This window comes from Arcobacter sp. ISO1, assembly GCF_058105185.1.
The window spans coordinates 1,566,863-1,589,848 of sequence record NZ_CM176573.1; the positions used below are offsets into that span (position 1 = coordinate 1,566,863).

21 protein-coding genes are annotated in these 22,986 nt (G+C 29.0%); 11 read left to right on the top strand and 10 right to left on the bottom strand.

Annotation, left to right across the window (positions count from 1 at the left end; genetic code table 11):
* Positions 1 to 5: 5 nt before the first annotated feature.
* Positions 6 to 878, bottom strand: coding sequence for a lysylphosphatidylglycerol synthase transmembrane domain-containing protein (locus AC2TY9_RS07750; RefSeq protein ID WP_489780372.1), 873 nt, complete (start codon positions 876 to 878; stop codon positions 6 to 8).
* Positions 862 to 1,797, bottom strand: a complete 936-nt coding sequence (locus AC2TY9_RS07755) for a glycosyltransferase family 2 protein (RefSeq protein WP_489780373.1) — start codon at positions 1,795 to 1,797, stop codon at positions 862 to 864. The genes AC2TY9_RS07750 and AC2TY9_RS07755 overlap by 17 nt, the downstream gene beginning before the upstream one ends.
* Positions 1,798 to 1,876: 79 nt before the next feature.
* Between AC2TY9_RS07755 and AC2TY9_RS07760 the strand changes: the two genes are divergently transcribed.
* From AC2TY9_RS07760 to AC2TY9_RS07795, 8 genes are all read left to right on the top strand, one after another.
* Positions 1,877 to 3,358, top strand: a complete 1,482-nt coding sequence (locus tag AC2TY9_RS07760) for a glycosyltransferase family 39 protein (RefSeq protein ID WP_489780374.1) — start codon at positions 1,877 to 1,879, stop codon at positions 3,356 to 3,358.
* Positions 3,359 to 3,548: 190 nt separating this feature from the next.
* A complete protein-coding gene (locus AC2TY9_RS07765) occupies positions 3,549 to 5,105 on the top strand; it encodes a flavocytochrome c (RefSeq protein ID WP_489780375.1) in 1,557 nt (518 codons plus the stop codon).
* Between the two features lie 2 nt (positions 5,106 to 5,107).
* Positions 5,108 to 5,548: a cytochrome c3 family protein gene (locus AC2TY9_RS07770; protein ID WP_489777039.1), complete on the top strand. Its 441-nt coding sequence runs from the start codon at positions 5,108 to 5,110 to the stop codon at positions 5,546 to 5,548.
* Positions 5,545 to 6,159: a cytochrome c3 family protein gene (locus tag AC2TY9_RS07775; protein ID WP_489777041.1), complete on the top strand. Its 615-nt coding sequence runs from the start codon at positions 5,545 to 5,547 to the stop codon at positions 6,157 to 6,159. Before AC2TY9_RS07770 ends, AC2TY9_RS07775 begins: the two co-directional genes overlap by 4 nt.
* A gap of 2 nt (positions 6,160 to 6,161) precedes the next feature.
* Positions 6,162 to 6,818, top strand: a complete 657-nt coding sequence (locus tag AC2TY9_RS07780; protein ID WP_489780376.1) for a winged helix-turn-helix domain-containing protein — start codon at positions 6,162 to 6,164, stop codon at positions 6,816 to 6,818.
* A 95-nt stretch (positions 6,819 to 6,913) separates the two neighbouring features.
* Entirely contained in the window at positions 6,914 to 8,212 is a 1,299-nt protein-coding gene (locus AC2TY9_RS07785; RefSeq protein WP_489780377.1) for an OprD family outer membrane porin, read from the top strand.
* A gap of 96 nt (positions 8,213 to 8,308) precedes the next feature.
* Positions 8,309 to 8,872 (top strand): GTP cyclohydrolase II, encoded by a 564-nt coding sequence (gene ribA, locus AC2TY9_RS07790; RefSeq protein WP_489780378.1) that lies wholly within the window; start codon positions 8,309 to 8,311, stop codon positions 8,870 to 8,872.
* A gap of 40 nt (positions 8,873 to 8,912) precedes the next feature.
* Positions 8,913 to 9,938: a bifunctional 3,4-dihydroxy-2-butanone 4-phosphate synthase/GTP cyclohydrolase II gene (locus tag AC2TY9_RS07795; RefSeq protein ID WP_489780413.1), complete on the top strand. Its 1,026-nt coding sequence runs from the start codon at positions 8,913 to 8,915 to the stop codon at positions 9,936 to 9,938.
* A gap of 15 nt (positions 9,939 to 9,953) precedes the next feature.
* Here AC2TY9_RS07795 and mgtE read toward each other — a convergent pair whose 3' ends face one another.
* Together mgtE and AC2TY9_RS07805 are read right to left on the bottom strand one after the other, a co-directional pair.
* Positions 9,954 to 11,309, bottom strand: coding sequence for a magnesium transporter (gene mgtE / locus AC2TY9_RS07800; protein WP_489780379.1), 1,356 nt, complete (start codon positions 11,307 to 11,309; stop codon positions 9,954 to 9,956).
* Complete coding sequence (locus AC2TY9_RS07805; RefSeq protein WP_489780380.1) at positions 11,309 to 12,499, bottom strand: peptidoglycan DD-metalloendopeptidase family protein; 1,191 nt, start codon at positions 12,497 to 12,499, stop codon at positions 11,309 to 11,311. The genes mgtE and AC2TY9_RS07805 overlap by 1 nt, the downstream gene beginning before the upstream one ends.
* An 84-nt stretch (positions 12,500 to 12,583) precedes the next feature.
* Here AC2TY9_RS07805 and AC2TY9_RS07810 point away from each other — a divergent pair, with 84 nt between their 5' ends.
* Together AC2TY9_RS07810 and purL are read left to right on the top strand one after the other, a co-directional pair.
* The gene (locus AC2TY9_RS07810; protein ID WP_489780381.1) at positions 12,584 to 13,543 is read left to right on the top strand and encodes a L,D-transpeptidase family protein; all 960 of its coding nucleotides are present in this window, start codon (positions 12,584 to 12,586) and stop codon (positions 13,541 to 13,543) included.
* Between the two features lie 73 nt (positions 13,544 to 13,616).
* Positions 13,617 to 15,830 (top strand): phosphoribosylformylglycinamidine synthase subunit PurL, encoded by a 2,214-nt coding sequence (purL, locus tag AC2TY9_RS07815; protein ID WP_489780382.1) that lies wholly within the window; start codon positions 13,617 to 13,619, stop codon positions 15,828 to 15,830.
* 25 nt (positions 15,831 to 15,855) lie between these two features.
* Here purL and amt read toward each other — a convergent pair whose 3' ends face one another.
* The 6 genes from amt to AC2TY9_RS07845 all read right to left on the bottom strand — a co-directional run bounded on the left by amt (position 15,856) and on the right by AC2TY9_RS07845 (position 22,052).
* On the bottom strand, positions 15,856 to 17,670 hold the full coding sequence (amt, locus tag AC2TY9_RS07820; RefSeq protein WP_489780383.1) for an ammonium transporter: 1,815 nt from the start codon (positions 17,668 to 17,670) through the stop codon (positions 15,856 to 15,858).
* A 119-nt stretch (positions 17,671 to 17,789) separates the two neighbouring features.
* Complete coding sequence (locus AC2TY9_RS07825; protein WP_489780384.1) at positions 17,790 to 18,758, bottom strand: hypothetical protein; 969 nt, start codon at positions 18,756 to 18,758, stop codon at positions 17,790 to 17,792.
* Positions 18,758 to 19,441, bottom strand: coding sequence for an ABC transporter ATP-binding protein (locus AC2TY9_RS07830; protein ID WP_489780385.1), 684 nt, complete (start codon positions 19,439 to 19,441; stop codon positions 18,758 to 18,760). Before AC2TY9_RS07830 ends, AC2TY9_RS07825 begins: the two co-directional genes overlap by 1 nt.
* A complete protein-coding gene (locus AC2TY9_RS07835) occupies positions 19,438 to 20,625 on the bottom strand; it encodes an ABC transporter permease (protein ID WP_489780386.1) in 1,188 nt (395 codons plus the stop codon). Before AC2TY9_RS07835 ends, AC2TY9_RS07830 begins: the two co-directional genes overlap by 4 nt.
* Positions 20,615 to 20,935 (bottom strand): hypothetical protein, encoded by a 321-nt coding sequence (locus tag AC2TY9_RS07840; protein WP_489780387.1) that lies wholly within the window; start codon positions 20,933 to 20,935, stop codon positions 20,615 to 20,617. Before AC2TY9_RS07840 ends, AC2TY9_RS07835 begins: the two co-directional genes overlap by 11 nt.
* Positions 20,928 to 22,052 carry a nitrous oxide reductase accessory protein NosL gene (locus AC2TY9_RS07845; protein ID WP_489780388.1) on the bottom strand — a complete coding sequence of 375 codons (1,125 nt, stop codon included), beginning with the start codon at positions 22,050 to 22,052 and terminating at the stop codon, positions 20,928 to 20,930. Before AC2TY9_RS07845 ends, AC2TY9_RS07840 begins: the two co-directional genes overlap by 8 nt.
* 121 nt (positions 22,053 to 22,173) lie before the next feature.
* Here AC2TY9_RS07845 and AC2TY9_RS07850 point away from each other — a divergent pair, with 121 nt between their 5' ends.
* Positions 22,174 to 22,875: a nitrous oxide reductase accessory protein NosL gene (locus tag AC2TY9_RS07850; protein WP_489780389.1), complete on the top strand. Its 702-nt coding sequence runs from the start codon at positions 22,174 to 22,176 to the stop codon at positions 22,873 to 22,875.
* Positions 22,876 to 22,986 lie beyond the last annotated feature (111 nt).

Genomic DNA, 22,986 nt, shown 5'->3' on the forward strand with positions numbered 1-22,986 from the left:
AAATATTACTGCTTTTTTGACCATTTATAGTTTATAAATGAAACTCCAATAAAAGAAGAAAAAGCAGTAATTAAAAAGAATATAACAGAAAGGGCAACACCTATAGTTGGCTCTTTCCCTAGAAATTGTAAAAGATATATAAAAGTTAATTCCCTAGCTCCAATTCCCCCAACTGTTAAAGGTAAAACAGCAACTATTGATGAGATTAAAAAGATTACTAGTAAATCAAAAATATCATTACTCCCTCCAAATGACAAAACTATAAAATAAGCACAAAAAACTTGAAAAAGTTGTACTAGTAAAGCTTGAAAGTTTGTTATTTGAAAACTTTTTAGAAACTCACTAAATTTGTATTTGTAAAGTAATATTGTAATAGGGTAAATTAAAACTACACCTGCTATTGTTATATAGGAAATATAAGTATAGTTTGTAAAAGAGCTAAATAAACCAAGAACTCCTGTTAAAAAAAGCAAGGCTATAAGCCCAGAAATTCTATCAAGTAACATTATTTTTGTCATAGTTAAAATTTTTTGATTGAAATATTTTTTTAAAATATAGATTTTGTATCCATCTCCTCCAATTCCTCCAGGCAAGAATAGATTATAAAACATCCCTAGATAATAAAGCTTTAAATTATAGCTTTGTGAAAGTTTTAGATTAATATCATCAAAAAACCTATTTAATCTTATTGAACTAATAATTTTTGAAATATTAAACATCAAAAATGCTAGAAATAGATAAAAAAAGTTTGTGGAACTTAGGGTATTCTTTATTTCGGATAAGTCTAGTTTATTTACAACTATAGTTATAGCTATAGCTGTAAATAAAATCTGAATTAGTAGTTTAACTATTTTTTTTATGTTAGTCTTCTTTTTCAAATCTTCGTTTGATTACATATGGTTTTTTATTTTGTGACTCATAATATGTTCTCATTAAAATCTCTGCAAGGAAACCTGTAGTAATTAATTGAACACCAATTAAAGATAATGTAACTCCTACAGTAAACAATGGTCTTGTACCAATATCTTCCCCTAAAAGTTTGATTATAAATAAATAGAAATTTATTATCATACCAATAGTAAAAGAGATACCACCTAATGTTCCAAAAAGATGCATAGGTTTTGTATTGTATTTTTGGAAAAATACCATTAATAAAAGATCACTAAATACTTTAAAAGTTCTTCCTATCCCATATTTAGATTCACCATAGATTCTTGCATGGTGCTTCACATTAATTTCAGTCATTTTTGCACCATAAAGTTTTGCTAAAACGGGGATAAACCTATGAAGTTCTCCATAAAGTCCAAGATTCTTTGCTACATCATTTTTAAATACTTTTAATGTACATCCATAATCACTTAGATAAACTCCTGTCCATTTTCTAATTAGCCAGTTTGCAATTTTACTTGGAATTTTTCTTAAAAACATCCCATCTTTTCTCTTTGCTCTAATTCCTGCAACTACATCATACCCACCATCTTCAAGTAGTTCTATCATCATTGGAATATCAGATGGGTCATTTTGTAAGTCACCATCTAAAGTTACAATAAGTTCACCTTTTGCTTCATCAATACCTGCTGCCATTGCAGTTGTTTGTCCATAATTTCTATTAAACTCTAAAAGTTTAGTATTTTTTAGCGCATATTTTTCAATTAATTCAATTGTTTTATCAGATGAACCATCATCAACTAAAATTAATTCATATTCAATATTTTTTAAAGCAACATCAACTTGTTCAATAAGTGGTTTAATATTGTCTTCTTCATCCATCACAGGTATTACTACTGAGAGTTTCATTAAAGGCCTTTGGGTAAATTTTATGGCAATTATAGTAAAAAATCGATAAAATATCGCCATTTCATATTAAAGCGAAACAATGACAAATACTACAAAATTTTATTCTTTAAAAAACTTTTTAATAATAGCTATTTTTATTCAACTTTTTAGACTAGGTGTTTTATATTTCTTAATGAAAGATTATGGTTTATATATTGATGAGGTTTATTATTGGGGCTGGGCTCAAAGTTTTGAATTAGGGTATTTCTCAAAACCTCCAATGATAGCTTGGCTTATAATGCTTACAACTTCAATCTTTGGTGATGGTGAAATAGCTACTAAAATAGGCTCAATATTTGTATATCTTTTAACATCTTCTATTATATATTTAATTGCGATAAGACTTTTTAATGATAATAAAATAGCCTTTTATAGTGCTTTATCATTTCTAACTCTTCCAGCTATATCGATGTCATCAATTATAATATCAACAGATGTTGTATTACTTTTATTTTGGTCTTTATCAATCTATTTCTTCCTAAAAGCAATAGATGACGAACAAAGAAAATATTGGTTATTAGCTGGTTTTTTTGCAGGTTGTGGGATGTTAAGTAAATATAATATGGTATTTTTCCTAATCTCAGCAATACTAGTTTTAATTTTAGATAAAAACTATAGAAAGGTTTTTAAAAAAATAGATTTTTATATTTCAATTTTAGTTGCATGTATTGTTTTTATACCAAACCTTTATTGGCAATTTACACATGATTTCATAAGTTTTGTTCATACAAAAGAGATATCACAAGTTGAAAAAGATCTTTTTCATTTTGATAAGATGCTTGAATTTTTAGGCTCACAATTAGGTGTTTTTGGTTTAGTTTTATTCCCTGTTATGTTGTTTTTATTATTTAAATTTAAAACAATATTTTCAGATAAATCATTAAAATTTTTATATCTTTTTGTAATTCCATATTTCTTATTTATTACAATACTTAGTTTACTCTCTCGTGCTTTTGCAAATTGGAGTGCACCAGTTTATATTGCTGGGACTATACTAGTAATCGCTTATTTAGTAAAAAATGGGAAGATTAAACTTATTAAAATCTCTTTGTTTTTAAATATATTATTAGCTTTAATTTTATATTTTTACCATCCAATAATGAATACCTTTAGTGTGGAATTAACAAAGAAAAACGATCCTTATAATAGAATTAGTGGATGGGAAGAAGTTGCAAAAAACTTAGACAATATAAGAAAAGAGTACAATTATAGATTGATATTTGAAGATAGAAAGATTATGTCAGAGATGATATTTTATATGAAACCTCACCCTTTTGATTCTTTAATTTACAACTCAAAAGAAGTAGTTACAAATCATTATCATATGTTTAATAATCTTGATAATAAAGTACTAAAAGGAAAATTTCTTTATATAACAAGGGCAGATAAGCCACAATTCAAAGTTGGTGAATTTGATAATATACAATTTATAAAAGAAATAGAAATAGAACTTTATGAAAATTACTCTATTAAATGTAAAGTTTATTTTGTTGAAAACTTTTTAGGTTATTCAGCAAAATAATCTTAAATTATAGATATTCTAAATATAAAAAACCTAACAAAATTTCCTAACAAAAAAATCTAACAAAAAAGTAACTAAACAAATGAATAACCATTCAAATCTCACAAAAAATCTCACATTCGCTTGTTAAAATTTCATTAAGTTTAAAAAAAACATTTAGTTTTTTAAATTAAATTTCTAGGAGAGAAAAATGAAAACAGAAAACATTTCAAGAAGACAAGCCCTAAGAATGGGTGCATTAGGTGCTGCTGGTTTAGCGATGTTTGGTGGGGCAAATGCAATTGCCTCTGAAACACCAAAAGCAAAAGACGTTAAATTTGATGAAGAGTATGATGTGATAGTTATTGGTACAGGATTTGCTGGATTAGCAGCTGCTGCTAAAGCTGCTCAAAGAGGCTTATCTGTATTAATCGTTGAAAAAATGGGTAGAATTGGTGGTAATTCTGTTATTAATGGTGGTGGTATGGCTGTACCAAATAACCATCTTCAAAAAAAATATGGTATCAAAGATTCTAATGAGTTATTTATCAAAGATTGTTTAAAAGCTGGTCTTGGTATTAACCATGTTGAATTACTTGAAACAATTGCAGATAGAGCTTTTGATGCATTTAATTTCTCTGTTGAGTGTGGAGCTAAATGGCAAGATGTTAAACCTGCATGGTTTGGTGGGCACTCAGTTGCAAGAACTATTGTTACTGAAAATATGAGTGGTTCTGGTGTAATTAAACCAATGACTAAATTTGTTCAAGCACTTCCAGGTTGTAAAATTGTAAGAAGAACTAAATTTGACCAATTTGTTTTAGATGATAATGAAAGAGTTGTAGGTATTACAGCTAGAACTGGATATAGATTTGATTCAAAACTATTAAGTGATGACAAAGAGAATAAAACTGGTAAACCTATTGTATATGGTGCTAAAAAAGGTGTTATTTTAGCTTCTGGTGGATTTGCTGCAGATAAATATTATAGAAAACTTCAAGACCCAAGATTAGGTGTTGATCAAGATGCTACAAACCATAAAGGTGCAACTGCTGGAGCTTTATTAGAATCATTTAAAATTGGTGCAATGCCAATTCATATTGGATGGATTCAACAAGGTCCATGGGCAAGTCCTGATGAAAGAGGATTTGGAATTGCTCCACTTATGACTCAACAAGGTTTATTTAAATATGGTATGGCTGTTGATGTTAGAAATGGTAAAAGATTTATGAATGAACTTGCAGATAGAAAAACAAGAGCTGATGCTGAATATGTGATTTTACATGAAAAAGCTGATGCTTATCCTGTTGCAATTGGTACATATAATACATTCTCTAAACAATTAATTCCATTGTTAGATAAAGCACTTCAATCTAAAGTAATGAAAAAATATGAAACTCTTGATGAGTTAGCAAAAGCTTATGGTATTCCATTAAAAGCATTAAAACAAAGCATTAAAAAATATAATGACGGTGTTAAAAAAGGTGTTGATGAGTTTGGTAAACCTGTTAAAGCCTTTAATGGTGAAGGCGTTGAGAATAAAGGACCTTATTATGCGGTTAGACTTATGCCAAAACCACACCATACTATGGGTGGATTAAAAATCAATACAAAAGCACAAGTTATTTCATCTGAAACTCATGAGCCAATCCCTGGATTATATGCAGCTGGTGAGGTTACTGGTGGTACTCATGGTGCAAGTAGACTTGGAACTGTTGCAGTTACTGACTGCTTAACATTTGGTATGATTGCAGGAGAAAATATTTAGTCATGAAAAAAAGAATTAAAGATGTTTTAGTTATTGGAACTCTTTTATCTTTAAGTGCAATATTATTATACGGAGGTGCTAATCAAGCACCTCCTGAGAAGAAAGTTGTTGTTTCAGAAGAAGTAAAAAAAGAGTTCCCTGTTAAATCTCATCATGCAGAATTATCATTTGAATGTGTATTTTGTCATGAGGGGCAAGGAGATGATCCAAAACAATTCTCTGCTCCAGGAGATGAAGGTTGTCTAGCATGTCATAAATCAAAAGATTTTATGGCAAAAAGATTAGAATTTATGGATAAACTTCATGTTAATCCTCACAATTCAATCCATGATGGACCTGTTTTATTTTGTGATGAGTGTCATATGGAACATGAACCATCTAGAAATATGTGTATTGAGTGTCATGAACATGATATTAAACTTTGGATGAAGGATACACCATGAAAAAGAATATAGTTTTATTTGGTTTTATTGGTGTGTTTGTTGGTTTACTTATTGCCCTTGCTACTTATCAAGGTTTACATATGACAAGTGATGATAAGTTTTGTTCAGTATGTCATGAGATGGATCCTATGGTTGCTGCTTATCAAAATGATGTACATGGTGGTGCAGGGCATACTGGTATAAAAGTTAAATGTGTTGAATGTCACTTACCACATGATTCTTTAGCTGCTTATATTTATACAAAAGCAAGAAATGGTGTGATAGAAGGTGCTATTCATTTCTTTGGTGAACCAGAAAAAATTGATTGGCAAAAAAATAGAGAAAAAAGAGCTCATTTTGTTTACGATGAAGGATGTATTAGTTGTCATACAACATATAATTCAAATGAAAAATATAGTAAAATGGCACAGAAACTACACAAACACTATGATAGCTTAATTGGAACAAATAAAGAGATTAGTTGTGCCTCATGTCACGTTGAAATTGGACATACAGGACTAAGAAGTGCTCTTAACTACTATAAACCTGAATATGAATATTATGAAGGTAAATTAGATAAAGAAAGAAAAGAGCTTGAAAAATTACTTGATGAGAAACTAGATAGGAAATAAACATGAAAATGCTTCTTCTTGAACCAGATAAAAAACTTGCTAAAGATATTGTTGAATGTATAGAAGCAACAAGAGTTACCATTGAAGCAAAAGTTATACATGAGGAGAGAGAAGTTTATGATGATGTTGCTTTTTTAGAAGAGTGTTCAATCTTTGTTTTGAATTTAAAAGAGCCATTAAATATTAACACAATGAGATTTATTAGAGAAAATGGAAATGATGCTCCAATACTTCTCATTTGTGAAAAAGATATTCGACCACGTATGTTCAAAGTGATTTATTACCTTTCTTATAATGATGTAATAGTCAAAGACTTTTCACCAGAAGAGATAGTTTTTAGAATTTATAAATTATGTAACTTGTGGAATGACGATGTCTTTTTTATAAACGATAATACTTTTTATGACTTTAAAAAATCAATATTTGTTCACCATGAAGAAAGGGCTCATTTAGGTAGAAAAGAAGCAATGATGTTGAAAATCCTTTTTATAAAATCTCCTTGTATTGTTACCTTTGATGAAATAATTTATTATGTTTATCAAAATGAGATTGTTCCCCATGAAAGAATTAGGTCAATTATTAGAGAGTTAAGACATAAACTTCCAATTGATTTAATACAAACAAAAAAAGGCGAAGGTTATCAACTAGTAAAATACTAGAAAATACCTTTTTTCGTTAAACTTAGTGTTTGAGATATTCGCATAATAAAATAACTTTTTAAATTACTAAGTTTCAAATTACATAAGGATAAAAAATGAAATTAAGAACACTGTCTTTAATGGCTGTACTTGCATTAAATTCACAAGTTTTTGCAAGTGATTCATTAGCTGAAGCTTTAACTAATGGAAAAGTATCAGGAGAAATTAGAAACTTTACAGTAATGGCTTCTGATGTAAATTCAACATTAGTAGGACCATTTAGAAATGCTAACTCTTCTGCAATAGCTTTACAATTAAACTACACAACAGGTGATTTTTATGGATTTAAAGCAAATGTTGGTTTTCAACATGCAAGAAGTTTAGAACTTGAAAATGATAGTGGAGCAGTTTCAAGTGGAGCAAATGCATTTGCTACAGAAAATGAAGGAAGAATTACTGCTGATGGTTCAATGTTATATATTGCAAACTTACAATATAATATTGCAAAAACTGAAGTAAAAGTTGGTAGACAAGGGATTGTTACACCTTTAATTGCAGTTTCAAACTCAAATCCATTAAAAGATACATTTGAAGCTTTATCTGTTGTTTCAAAAGATATTGGAAATACAGAAATTAGAGCATATGTGATTAAAAAATGGATTGAAAGATATAGTGCATCAAATAGTGCAAGAAAAACAAGTTTTGATGATCCAACATTGTCTTTATATGTAAAAAATACATCAATACCAAACTTGACTTTAGAAGGGCAATATTTAGCAGTAAATGATGATATTGGAAATCCAACTGAAGCACCTTTTAATACCACTGATTCATATTCAACATTCTTTACTCAAGCAAACTATAAATTACCAGTAGATATGCCTTTATCAATTGGAGCATACTATGCAGGTGCAAATTATGATGGTGCAGTAAGATCAGGACCTGTTGCTGAAGCTGGAAAAGGTGAAACTTCATTATATGGAGTAAAATTAGGTGGAAAAGTATTTGATACTGCATTTAAACTAGCTTATACAAGAGTTGCAGATGATAATTCATTCTTAGGTGCATTAGGACATGTTCCTCACTTCTTTAAATATAATGGTGGACAAATGTTTACAGATAATTTTTATGCAGGTATGAGTTCAACTTCTTTAATGCTTATTCCTAAAATCATTCCAAATGTATTTACATTATTTGCATTTTCATCATATTCACAAACTGATAAAGGTCAAACAATTAGTAATAAAAATATGGATGGAGCATCAGAGATTCAAGCTGACTTAAGATATAAATTTAAAGGTGCGTTAGATGGTTTATCTGCAAGATTACAACTAGCTCATGTTGATTTAGATTTACCAGCAAACAATGATGACACTATGGATATAGCTAAACTATATTTAACATATAAATTTTAATATCTGATAAAAGAATAGGTTCTGCATTTTTTGCAGGACCTACTTTTTAAAAGAGTTTTTTGAAGCTTTTTTAAAAAGTAGGATAAAGGATAGTTTATGAGAATACATATATCAAATGTAGCAAATTTACCTACAAAGTTTGGAGAGTTTAAAATACAATCTTTCCAAGAGGGTATAAAAGAACATCTTGTAATTTTCAAAGAACCATTAGGTGATATTCCATTAGTAAGAATTCATAGTGAGTGTTTAACTGGGGATTCACTAGGATCACTAAAATGTGATTGTGGTGAACAATTAGAATATGCTTTAGAAAATATAGGTGATTCTGGTGGTATGGTGATTTATTTGAGACAAGAGGGTAGAAATATCGGTCTTTTTAATAAGGTAAATGCTTATGCACTACAAGATAAGGGATTAGATACAATCGAAGCTAATCATCAATTAGGATTTCAAGATGATGAAAGAAATTATGAGATTGTTAACTATATTTTAGAATATTTTGATATAAAAAAAATACATTTATTAACAAATAACCCAAAAAAAATAGAGTCTTTATCAGGTATTGAAATAGTAAAAAGATGGCCAATAATAATGGCTTCAAATAAATTTAATGAAGATTACTTAAAAACAAAAAAAGAATCTATGGGACATATGATTTAAAGGATATAAAATGAATGCAACAATTAATGAAAAAAAATCAATAGAAGCAATAAATAGAGTATTACAAGCAATAGAAGATATTAAACAAGGAAAAATGGTTGTAATGGTTGATGATGAAGATAGAGAAAATGAGGGCGACTTAGTTTACGCAGCGAATTTATCAACTGCCCAAAAAGTTAATTTTATGGCAACTTATGCAAAAGGACTTATTTGTGTAGCTTTATCTAAAGAAACTGCCCAAAGATTAGATTTAGCTCCAATGGTAAAAAACAATGACTCTTCTTATGAAACAGCTTTTACAATCTCTGTTGATGCTAAAGATGCAGCAACAGGGATTTCAGCCAATGAAAGAGATATGACTATTAAAATCTTAGCAAATAAGTATTCAAGAAAAGATGTTTTAGTAAGACCTGGACATATTTTCCCACTTATTGCAAAAGAGGGTGGAGTTTTAGTTAGAACAGGTCATACAGAAGGTTCAACAGATCTTTGTCACCTTGCAGGAATGCAAAGCTCTTCTGTTATTTGTGAAATAATGAAAGAGGATGGAACTATGGCAAGACGACCTGATTTGGATATCTTTTGCCAAAAGCATGATTTAAATATTGTTTATATCTCAGATATTGTTGAGTATAGAATGATGAATGAGTCATTAGTTAAAATTACAGATAATTCAATGGAAACTTTTTTAGGACAAAATGCAAATAAATATACATTTTTAGACCATAAAAATAGAGCACATTATATTTACTCTTTTGGAGTATTAAAAAGTAATACAAATGTCAAGTTTCATAATATTATGAGTGACATTGAATTATTATCTTCAAGTGAAAAATATGAAGACTTGATGAAAAGTATAAAATATCTCCAAGAAAACAATGGTGTATTAGTATTCCTTTCAAATAGTTCAAAAAAAATGAAAGAGATAAGAGAATATGGGATTGGTGCACAAATTTTAAATTTACTTGGAATAAAAGAAATAAATTTAATAACAACAAAAACAAAAGGTGAGTTTGTTGGTATAAATGGTTTTGGGCTAGATATTAAAGAGAGAATCTCTCTTTAATATCTTACAAGGTAATTAAAGTAAAATAACCTTTGCAAGCATTAAAAAACTAAAAAAGCCAACTATATCAGTTACTGTTGTAAGTAAAACTGTACTTCCTATAGCTGGGTCAATATCAAATTTCTTCAAAATAAGAGGTATTGAGGCTCCAAAAAAACCTGCACTAAAAAGGTTAATTATCATAGATATTGCAATTACAACTCCAAGCATTGCTATATTAAACCAAAACCAAGCAATACCACCAATAATTATTGCAAAAACAAGGCCATTTACAATTGAGATAAATACCTCTTTTTTTACTGCATGTTTACTATTATCAAAGTCAATGTCTCCTAATGCTAACTGTCTTACCATAACTGCAAGTGTTTGAGTTCCTGCATTTCCACCCATTGAAGCAACAATAGGCATCAATATAGCTAACGCAACATATGATTGCAAAGTCTCTTCGAATAATCCAATTACAAGTGATGCCAATATAGCAGTTCCAAGGTTTAGAAAAAGCCAAAAACCTCTTTTTTTTGCTGTAATATAAAGGTTGTCATCATGCTCAAAGTCATCATTAACTCCGGCTAATTGATACATTTGTTCAGTTGCATTCTCTTCAATAACATCTAAAATATCATCTGAAGTAATCCTTCCCATTAACATATCTTGAAATCCGACAACAGCTACAGCATTTAAGTCATATTTTTCAAACTTTTTTGCAACATCATCTATATGCTCTTTATCGTGAACTATATTTGGTTTAAACCTATTTTCATCATGAGAGGCTAAAACCTCTTGATAAGTTTTTTTAAAATCAATAAGAATTAAATCTTCAAGTAAAATAGAAGCTAAAAGTTTTTTATGATTATCTACAATATAAACTTGATGAATATTTACTAGTTCGTCTTCTTCTTTTCCTAGGGTTAGTCTATCAAGTGATTCTTTAATGGTTTCATTTAAATTTGCTGAGAATAGCTCTGTTTGCATATATGAACCAGCTTCATCCTCTTCATATCTACTTAACCATTCAATCTCTTGCTTATCTTCTTCCTCAAGACCGTCAAATACCTCTTTTGCTTTTTCCTCATTGTGCTCTTCAAGTTCTTGGATAATGTCAGTTGCATCATCTGATTCAAGTTCATAAACAATTTCAGTAAGTTTCTCACTTGAAAGTTCATCATATGAATCTTCTCTTAGGTAATCAGGAAGTTCAAGAATTACTTCCCCTAAAATATCTTCAGGTATTTGTTTTAATATAAAGAAAAAATCTTCAGTGGAATCTTTCTCAATCTTTTTTAAGGAGTGAGCAATATCACTTGGGTGAAGTTCATTTAGATTTTCTAAAAGTTTTTCAGGGTTTGTTATGATATGCTCTTTTATTTCCATTAGATTTCCTTTGGATTTAATTGGCTTGATGAAGCCATTCTATCTAATCTTGTTCCTTTATAGTTATCAATATTTTCTATAACTTTGTCAAATTCTTTAATTCTTTTCTTTGCTAAGGCTATAAATTGTTTTCTTTTTGCCCCTGAAAGTTTAACTGTTTCAGGTTTTCTTATAATTTTCAAAGGATTAATTGCTCTTCCATTTTTATATACCCCAAGGTGTAAATGTGGCCCAGAACTTAATCCCGTACTTCCTACATATCCAATATGATCACCTTTTTTAACCCTTTGTCCTCTTTTTAAACCTGCTCTAAATTTATGTTGGTGGGCATATAAGGTTTTGTATCCATTTGGATGTCTGATAATAATTGTATTACCATAGCCACCTTTTCTACCTTTAAATTCAATTCTTCCATCACCAGCTGCATAAATTTTTCTTCCTCTAGGAGCTGCAAAGTCCGTTCCTAAGTGAGCTCTATATCTTTTTAAAACAGGATGCCATCTTTTTTTTGTGAATTGACTTGAAATTCTAGTATACGATAAAGGGTATTTAAAGAAATAAAATTTTGTAAAAGCTTTACCTTTTTGATCATAATATTTATCATTTTTATCATTTAAAAATCTATAATGTTTTTTCCCATTTATCTCAACCATTGCAGCTTTTATAAGTGGTTGTCCAAATGGTTTTCCTAATAACTCTTTTTGAGTATATTCAATTGCAACAATATCACCTTTTTGCATTTTTCTAAAGCTAACACCTGAAAAAATTGATTTTAGATGGGCTGCTAAAGCTGCACTTGCTGTTGCTTCTTGCAGTTGTTGTGAAACAGAACTAGTAATTGGCATTGCTATAATTTCAGTAAATTCTTTATAGCTTATTGGCAAAGTTTGAAATTTATAAGTTCCATCATTTTGTTTTGATAAATGTAATTGAATCTCTTCGGAAACTGGAATCAAAACTTGATTTAAAGTTCCATCATTATTTTCAATTGTATAGTAATAATTACCAGCAGTAATCTCTGAACAAAGCTCTTTATCCTCTTTCTCTAAATCAAAATAAAGTTTTTGAGGGATTTGATACTTTTCTAAAAAGGTTAAAAATGTTTCGCCACTTGGCCATTTTTCCTCTTTGACAACGTTTGCAAACATAGATGTAATAATAAACAGAAATAGGATTATCGTTTTTTTCATGTACCTTCTTTTATAAAAAAATTAGAAGCGATATTATACAATTGCGCAACTAAAGAATATATAAAGAATTATGGGAGCTTTCAATTGAAGAAAATAGTACTAGTTTTAATCATAATCTCAAACATTATGTTAGCTGATTTAGTTGACATATATAGAAGCCAAGGATTAGAGGCTGTAAAAATTGAACTTGAAAAACAACTAACAAAAAAAGAGTATTGGAAAAAATATCTAAAAGATAAAAATGTAGATTTTGGATATTATGAATCAAAAAAATATATTCTTTTTACACAAAAAGATGCTAAAGAGATTGCTCTTTACAAAATTGGTAAAAATGATTACAATTTAATTTTAAGGGATAGTGTAATTGTTGGACAAGAAGAGGGGGATAAGCAATCAGAAGGAGACTTGAAAACTCCAACTGGAGCTTATGAATTAACCAAAAAACTAACTTCAGTTGATCAATTTTATGGTCCTTTAGCTTTAGTAACTAACTATCCAAATACCTTTGATAAAACCTTAAATAAAAATGGACATGGCATTTGGATTCATGGAATGCCTTTAAATGAAGATAGAGAAGAGTTTACAAAAGGTTGTATTGCTTTAGATAATCCAAAGCTTGAGGAACTTGATGAAAGTTTTGATTACACAAAATCGATTTTACTAATTTCCGATGAAAATTTAAAAAAAGTTTCAAAGGAGCAAATGAGTTTAATCTTGTCTTCTATTTATAAATGGAGAGAAGCTTGGAGAAAATCTGATTTGGAAGAGTATTTAAATTTTTACTCAGAAAACTTTAGAAGACATGATGGTATGGATATCAAACAATTTAAAAACTATAAAAAAAGAATTTTCTCAAAAAAAGAGGATAAAAGAATAGAATTTAAAAATATAAATATTGTTCCTTATCCAAACTCATTAAATAAGCAGATGTTTAAAGTTCTTATGGATGAAGATTATAAAACTAAGTTTTATACTTTTAACGGACGAAAAGAGCTTTATATAGAAGTTAAAGACAATAAAATAAAAATCTTAGCTGAAGGGTAATTAAAAGCTAAGTGCCCTTTAGATATAATCACGAACTTTAGAAACAATCACAACCATAATTTTAAGGCGAAAAATGCAAAATAAAGAGATGACTTTAGAAGAGTTAGCACTTGCTCACTCTTTGACACTTGAAGAATTAGATAACATTAAAGAGATTTTAGGAAGAGAACCAAACTATGTAGAAATTGGAATTTTTTCTGCAATGTGGTCAGAACACTGTTCTTATAAATCTAGTAAAAAATATTTAAATGGATTCCCAACTAAGGCTCCATGGGTTATTCAAGGACCAGGTGAAAATGCTGGTGTAATTGATATTGGAGATGGATACGCAGCTGTATTTAAAATGGAATCACATAACCACCCTTCATTTATAGAACCATATCAAGGTGCTGCAACTGGTGTTGGTGGAATTATGAGAGACGTATTTACTATGGGGGCTAGACCAGTTGCTTCTATGAACTTAATTCAATTTGCAGGAATTGAAGGTAATAGTGAAACTGCACAAAAACATAGATTTTTATTAAGAGGTGTTGTTGCAGGTATTGGTGGATATGGTAACTGTATGGGTGTTCCAACTATTGGTGGACAAACAAACTTTGAAGAGTGTTATGCTGGAAACAACCTTGTAAATGCATTCAATTTAGGTATTGCAAAAGCTGATGAGATTTTCTATGGAAAAGCTGAAGGTGTTGGAAACCCAGTTATGTATGTTGGTAGTAAAACTGGACGTGATGGACTTGGTGGAGCTGTAATGTCATCTGCTTCATTTGATGAAGATTCAGAATCAAAAAGACCAACTGTACAAGTTGGAGATCCATTTACTGAAAAGCTATTATTAGAAGCTTGTTTAGAATTATTTAAAGAAGATTTAATTATTGGTATCCAAGATATGGGTGCTGCAGGACTTACTTCATCTTCATTTGAAATGGCAGGAAGATCTGATTCTGGGATGATTATGCATTTAGATAAAATCCCAGCAAGAGAAGAGGGAATGACTCCTTATGATTTCATGTTAAGTGAATCTCAAGAAAGAATGCTTATTTGTGCTAAAAAAGGTTGTGAGCAAGCTATTATTGATATTTTTGAGAAATGGGAATTAGATGTTGCTGTTGTAGGAGAAGTTACTGATACTGGAAATATGGAACTATTTTGGCATGGTGAAAAATGTGCAGATATACCTGTTCAACCTGTTTCAGAAGAAGCTCCAATTTTAGATAGACCTGTTGCAAAACCAGAGTATTTAGAAGGTATTGAAGATATTACTTTAGACAAAGATATCTCAAATCAAGAAGCATTTGAAGCACTAATTGGTGATATGGAGATTGTTGATAAATCTTGGGTGTATGACCAATATGATTCAATGGTACAAACAAATACAGTTAAAGGTCCTGGAAAATTGGATGGTTCTGTAATTAGAATTAAAGAGACTGGAAAAGCCTTAGCAATGAGTGCTGATTGTAATACTAGACAATGTTATATTAATCCAGAACTTGGAGCTGCAGCTGCTGTTATGGAATCAGGAAGAAATGTAGCTATGACAGGAGCTATTCCAAAAGCAATTACAGATTGTCTTAACTTTGGAAACCCACAAAACCCTGAGGTTATGTGGCAATTTGCTCAAGCTTGTGAAGGTATAAAATCTGCTTGTAAAGAGTTAAATACTCCAGTTATTGGTGGAAATGTATCTTTATATAATGAAACAAATGGTGTTGGTGTTTTCCCAACTCCTGCAATTGCAATGGTTGGTGTAAATGAAGATGCAAATAAGGTTTTACCTTCTGCATTTAAAGAAGATGGGAACTTTGTATATTTATTAGGTGATACTAAATCAGAATTTGGTGGATCTTTATATATGAAAAAATTCTACGACAAAGTAGCTGGAACTCACCCTGAAGTAGATTTTTCAAAAGAGCTAAATCTTTGGAATACAGTTATTGAAGCAAATAAACAAGATCTGTTAGAGTCTGCAAAAGATGTAAATGTTGGAGGACTTGCAATAGCTTTAGTTAAAATGGCTGTTGTTGGAAATAGAGGTGTTGATGCAAAAGTAGATTTAGAAAATGAAAAAGATATTTTCTCTGAAACATTATCAAGAGCTTTAGTTGAAGTTGATCCTGAAAATTGTGAAAACTTTGAAAGACTTTGTGTAAATAGAAAAATTTCTTGTACAAAACTTGGTATGATTGGTGGAGGAAAAATCTCTATCAATGATGTTTATTTTGAGTTAGATGCTGCAAAAGATATCTACTTTAATAAATTTAGACAAGTAATCGAACAAGATTTATAATAAAACTAGAGGTTTTCCTCTAGTTTTAATAACTACAAACTCTATTTCTTCCCAACTCCTTAGCATCATATAAAGCTTTATCTGCTTTTTTTAATACATCATCAAATGATTCATCTTTATTTTTAAAACTACTAACACCAAATGAAGCTGTAATGTTATTTACAGTTGGGAAAATTGTTTTTTCAATTGACTTTCTTATTTTCTCTGCTATATTTTGGGCTGTTTGTAAATCATCTGTATTCATTAATAATACAAACTCTTCACCACCCCATCTAGCAAATAAGTCTTTGTCTCTAATATTACTAGAAACTACTTTTGCTAACTCTTTTAAAACTTCATCACCAATATCATGTCCATAGGTATCGTTTATTAATTTAAATTTATCAATATCTATTATTGCTAGAGAATATTTTGAAAATAGAGTTTTTTCTTTTATATTCTCTAAAAAACCTCTTCTATTCATAATTGATGTTAAGGCATCAAAATAAGCTTTTTTATGTAAAGATTTATTACTATTTTTTAATTGGGTATTTTTCTCTTTTAACATATTTAGTAAAATATTAAAAAATTTTGCAACTAAGCCAACTTCCGTACCCCTTTCTTCATGAACTTTTTTACCCATATTCCCTGTTTTCATAATTGTTACAATACTTTCAATTGTTTCAACCCACGGAAGTTTAGCATTGTGCTCACTTGTATTTAAACCTATTACTTCATGTTTTTTTCTAACTCTAAGTAGATCAAGTTTATGAAGAAGAATAAATAGGATAAAACCTGTACTTATGGCAAAAGTAAAGGCACTAAGTACACCTGCAACTTGTATTAGAATTAACTCAACTCTAGACATACCCTGAGGAAGATTTGCAAAAATACCAACTGCAATTGTACCCCATGCTCCTGCAAATCCATGTATACTAACAACACTTAAAGGGTCATCTATTTTAAAATATCTTGTTAAAAGTTCATTTGAATAGTGCATTATAAATGAAGAGATAAAGCCTACAATTGCACTTTGCATCACCGTTAACTCATAACATCCTGCAGTTATTCCCACAAGTCCTGCTAAAATACCATAACTAAAGATTTCAACATCAATTCTAGATTTATGAAAGAAAGTTATAATCCATGCACCAAATCCACCAAATACAGCAGCAATGAGTGTATTTAGAAGTATTGAAGTTACTTCATAGTCAAATTTTAACAAGCTTCCTGCATTAAATCCAAACCAAGAGAAAAAAAGTATAAATACACCAAAAACTATAAAGTTATGATTGCTAGGAGCATAATATTTTACTTTCCCATTTTTGAATTTACCAAGTCTTGGTCCTAAAACTATAGTTCCAATAAGTCCAATCCAAGCTCCTATTGAGTGAACAACAGTAGAACCAGCAAAATCTATAAAGCCAAGTTTATTTAACCAGCCATTTTCATTCCATGCCCAGTGTCCAAAAATAGGATAAATAAGTGCTGAAACAATTATTGCAACTACAATATAACCGTTAAACTTTATTCTTTCAGCAACTGCTCCTGATACAATTGTTACAGCTGTAGCAGCAAACATTGCTTGGAAGAAAAATATTGCATTTTGTTCTAAGTTCTTACCATCTATTATAAAATTGTTAGTTCCAAATAGTCCAAAAGAGTCAGTACCAAACATTAATCCAAAACCAATTAACCAGAAAAAGATTATTCCAAAAACTGTATCAATTAGATTTTTCATAGCTACATTAATTGTATTTTTTGTTCGAACACTTCCTGTTTCAACTAAAGAAAAACCAAATTGCATTAAGAAAACCAAGAAAGCACTTAATAGAATCCAAATTAAGTCTAAGTTATTCATTACTTAGTCCTTTTTTTATATGATAATAATTTTATCACTAATGCAAAAAATTATATACATACAGCTATATAAAAATCATACAATTTTGTTTTTTTATGAAAAAATAATTTTTTATATAACTATAACCAGACTCCATTTCTTATATAAAATACAATTGGATATAAACTTACAATCACTACATAGATAATAGAAGAAATAATTGAGATTCTATAATAATAATTTTGTTCCTCTTTTATATCTAATACAATATTTTTAAGAGCAGGAACAAAGCCATAGAATGTTCCTAAAAATAAAAAGATATAAATAATATAGCCTACATAGTTATACTCTTTTTGAAGCATACAAAAAGGACAATGGTGAGTTGGCAATTCATATATATAAGTTCCAAAAAACATTATCAAGCTTAGCAATGAGATAATTAAAAATAAAAGATTAAAAATCACATACATAAAATCATTTTTTAAAAAGTATGATAATATAAGTAGAGCAAAGATTGAATAAAATACTCCAAGAATTAAACTATTATCAAAGGCATATAAAGAAGATAGATATGAACCAGTTGAGTTTGAATATAAAGTTCCACAACAAGAAACTAATTTATCAACCTCAATTGAAGAAAACATCGTTATTTCGATAATCGTTTCAACTAAAAAAACTAAATATATAAAAAGATAAAAACCAAATTTTAGTTTTGTAAATTTCATATCCTTTGTTTGAATATCACTTTTGTGGATTATTAACCAAAAGCCAAATAAATAGATATTTATTAATTTAAACAAAAGTAGATAAATACCATAGCTAGTTGCATCAACAACACCAGCCGCACACATAGCTCCTGTTAAAACATTTGATATCTTATCTAGGGTAAAAACAAAAAATAAAAAAAGTATTATTTTTGTAAAAAGTATATATTTGATTATTGTTGCACTTAAATAGTTTTGTTTTTCTAAAGTATATTGTTTTTTTGAAGTTGAGTTTATATCCCATCCTAAAAAAATTTTAGTTGATAGAAAAAAAGCAATTGTACCAAATACTAAAAATATAATATTTATAATAAGTATTGTTAAAACTTCAGGTGATAAAAGCATTATATTAAAGCCTCATTTAGAATTTCGCCATTTGATATTTCAATAACTCTATCAACAAAATCAAGCTCAAAGAAAAGTGGATCATGGGTAGCAACAATGATTGTTTTACCCTCATTTTTTAATTCTTTTAAAATCTCAATAAAATGAAGAGATAACTCTTTATCTAAGTTTGCTGTCGGTTCATCTGCAATGATATATTTTGGATTATTTACTTGGCTTCTTGCAATTGCAACTCTTTGTTGTTCTCCCCCTGAAAGGTTTTTAACAAGTTCATCTTTTTTGTGGTCAATTTTAAACTTTTTCATAACCTTTTCTAAAATCTCTTTTGTTTTATGCGAAGGTAAATTTTCAGGAATTAATGGAATTAAGATATTCTCTTTTACACTTAAAGTTGGAATCAAATTATATTTTTGGAATATAAAACCAATTTTTTCTCTTCTAAAAAGTGAGGCAAAATTATCAGGAAGTTTTGAAATTCTATCATTATCAATAATTATCTCACCAGAAGTAGGTTTACTTAAACCTGCTAAGCAAGAAAGAATTGTACTTTTGCCACTTCCACTTGCCCCTTTTAAAACAAGTAGTTCCCCATCATTTATCTCTAAACTTATATCATTTACTGCAACTATTGTATTGTTTTTATTAAGCTCAAAAACTTTTGTTAGATATTTTAGTTCTATCATCTTAAAACCTTATCTGTTTCAATTGTTGCACTTCTCCATGAAGGTATTATAGTTGAAGCTATATAAATTGGGACTGTAAGAAAAAATATTAAAAATAAAGTATTATAATCAATTACAAAGGGTAATTCAAAATCTGTTTTTAACTCAGAATATCCAGTGAATATATTACTTAGTAATGGTGCGTTAAAAATATATACAAAACTTAAGGCTATTAAAATACCAATTATATACCCTAAGAAAGAGATAATAAAACTTTCATAGAACTTCTCTTTTAAAACATCTTCAATTTTCCAGCCTAAAGCTTTTAAAACACCAATTTCTCTTTTCTCTTCTGAACTCATTCCACTTGCTTTATCATAAACAATGATAAAAAATGTAAAAAGCGATACAATAAATAATGCTAAAAAAATCCCACTTTTATAATCAAAGATATTTTGATATGAGATTTCTAAATCTTTATTTGTAATAACCCTTGCATCAGGAAATATTATTCGAATTTTTGAGGCAATTGTTGGTATCTCTTCTGGGTTTGCAACCTTTACAACAATATCAGTAATCTTATCCTCTTCCATCCCAAATATCTCTAGTGCTATTTGTTTTGGAAGTAAAATAGTATCATTTGATTCTAAGTTTGTAGAAGCTTTAAAAACACCTCCAATATTCACCTTTTTGAAAGTCCCATCTGGTTTGATAAAATTAAAATATTTTTTATAGTAGTTATCTTCTAAGGCTTTTTTAACTCCTTCTCCAACAATCATAGAATTTTCATCTAAAGCTTTTGTAAAATCATTAGTTTTTGTTGCTTCAACTAAGGTTTGTTTATACTGGTTTTCAAATTCATCTATTCCAATTATTGAAAAGTTTGTACCCATATTTGCAAAATAATAGTATCCCCAAACTCTAGGAATTGCATCACTAACTCCAGCAATATTTAAAATTTCATCCACATCACTTAAATTCATATCATAATGTCTTCCTGCTTTTAATTTTTGGATAGTAATTTGTGGAAGAGTCTTTAATGTTGAATTTAGTTCATGTTTAATTGAGTTTGAAATAAAGAATATTGAGGCTATTAGTGAAGTTAAAAAAATAAGAACTATCAAAATAAATATATTTTTAAATTTTTGTCTGAGTAAAGAGTTTATGGCAAACTCTATTAAATACAGATTGATTTTACTTTTCATTTAAAACCTTCGAGGGTGTGTTATTTAAAATATGAGAATGTGAATAGGTGAAAGTAGATGGAAAGTACTCTCTTAATTCTGGACTTTCTTTTAATAAAGAAAATGTATCACTTAAGGTTCTATGTCTTATGTACATAGCTTCAGTTGATATAGCTAAATCAGGTAAGGCAGTAACTTTTAAAAAAGCTTTTTTTTCATTTAATTGTTTTGTGTCTATTAACTCATATATTTTAAGGTACACAATTTGTATTAATAGTAAACTCATTAAGCAAATTGTGATACCAATAAAATACTTACTTTTTTTATTCATCTAATTTATATACTTCATTTTCAATTATTTTATCAAATCTTACTATTTTTGTTCCATCATGATCTTCTTTGAATATTTTTGCATTATTTTCATTAAGAAAAGGAATTAACTCATTACCCATTGGGCCATAAACATCAGAACCAATTACATAAAAAGCCTTACTTCCATCAATGGCTTCTTGCGAATAATAATCTGTAACTAAAATCTTGCTAATCATATCTTTAGAAACAGGATATTCTCCCCATTTTTTTGGATTAAAGTAAAATTTCATCATATCTTTAACTCCATCAAATGAAAATTTATGTTCATGATCACCATGTTTATAAAATATTTGTGCAGCCCATCTTGGATATTTTGCAACAAACATTCCACATACAGGACATTTTTCTCTTTCTTCAACTTGTACTTTGTTTTTGATTGAATCTAAATCTCCAAATCTTTTTACTTCCCACAAATATAAAGAAACTGCTTGAAGCTTTTTTTCATCTAATCTTTTGCAAAGTTTATTATTTAATATATCTGCTTTTAATTCATTAATCTCTATATATTCTGTTGGATCTATATCTTGATTACATAGTTTTTGGAAGATTTTTTTACCCATTGGATAAACTTTTTTAACTTTTTTATTTTTGGTGATTGCATCATCTTTTTTTAATGAATCTTGGGCTTGCTTTAATGCTTCATCAAAACTTGCAATTTTTCCACCATATTGTTTAATAAATTCTTTAGCATCAAGCTCTTTTTCAAAGGCAAGTTTACTAGTCATACTCATTGTGCCTTTAACTTTGCTTCCAATTACATAAAAAGCTTTTTTTGCATCTATAAGTGTTTCATGTTTTGCATCAACTACTCTAATATTATTCTCATCTATTCCATACTCCTCTTTATCTTTTGCTAAACATCTTATTGAGCAATATTGTCTTGCAGTTCCATTTTCTAATGTTGAAGTATGAGAAGTCTTGTAAAATTTTTTTATACTCATTCCACAAACGGGACACCAGTGTTTTTCTTCACCTTTTTGAACTAAAACTGGTTCTTTAGTAGCTTCTTTAGAGAATGTTGCGGCACTTATATAACTTGTAAGCAAAAGCATAAAAACTAAAACATATTTGAACAAAGTAAATCCTTTTATAAAAATTTTATGAATAATAACAATTAAGAGTTAAATAACAGTTAATTAACAGTAATTTAACTCTTAATTGTTATTATTCTTTTAATATATATTTTAGGAGAAGAAAATGAATAAAATTTTTAAAGTATCACTTTTGGCTATTGTATCTTTAACATTTGCATTTGGTGCAGGGAATATGGATAAAAAACCAAAAAAAATGATGTATCAAGCAGTACCAATGGAAAAAGCAACAATTGTTCAAGATGGAAAAACAAAAAAATATTGTCCAATTTGTGGAATGACTTTACCAATGTTCTATAAAACAAATCATGCTGCAAAACATGAAGGTCATACAAAACAGTATTGTTCAATCCATTGTATGGTTGAGGATAAAGAGTTAAATGGTACGAAGTTAAGTGATGAAAAAGTTGTTGATAATAAAACTTTAAAATTTATAGATGCAAAAGATGCTACTTATGTTGTTGGAAGTTCTAAGCCTGGTACCATGAGTATGACTAGTAAGTATGGATTTGCTAATGAATCAGATGCTATAGCTTTTCAAAAAGCAAATGGTGGTGAGATAAAAAAATATGATGAAGTTTATGCCATAGTTGCAAAAGGGATGGAAAAAGAAAAAGCAATGATTTTAAAAAGACAAGGTAAAGCTGCAAAAATGGGTGAAAAAATTTACAATAAAATGTGTAAAAAGATTGATGTAAAATTTGATTCTGTAGCTGAAGCTAAAGCATATATTACTGAAAATAAAACTTGTGGTGAAATGAAAGGGAAACCTTTACAACAAGTTGGTCTTTATTTAGGAAGAAAATAAAACATTTGGAGATTGAATTTCAATCTCCCCCTTTTGAATAACTTATAAAAGCCTTTATTAAATATACTTTAAGTATAATCCGCGAAAACTTACACGAATCAACAATCAAAA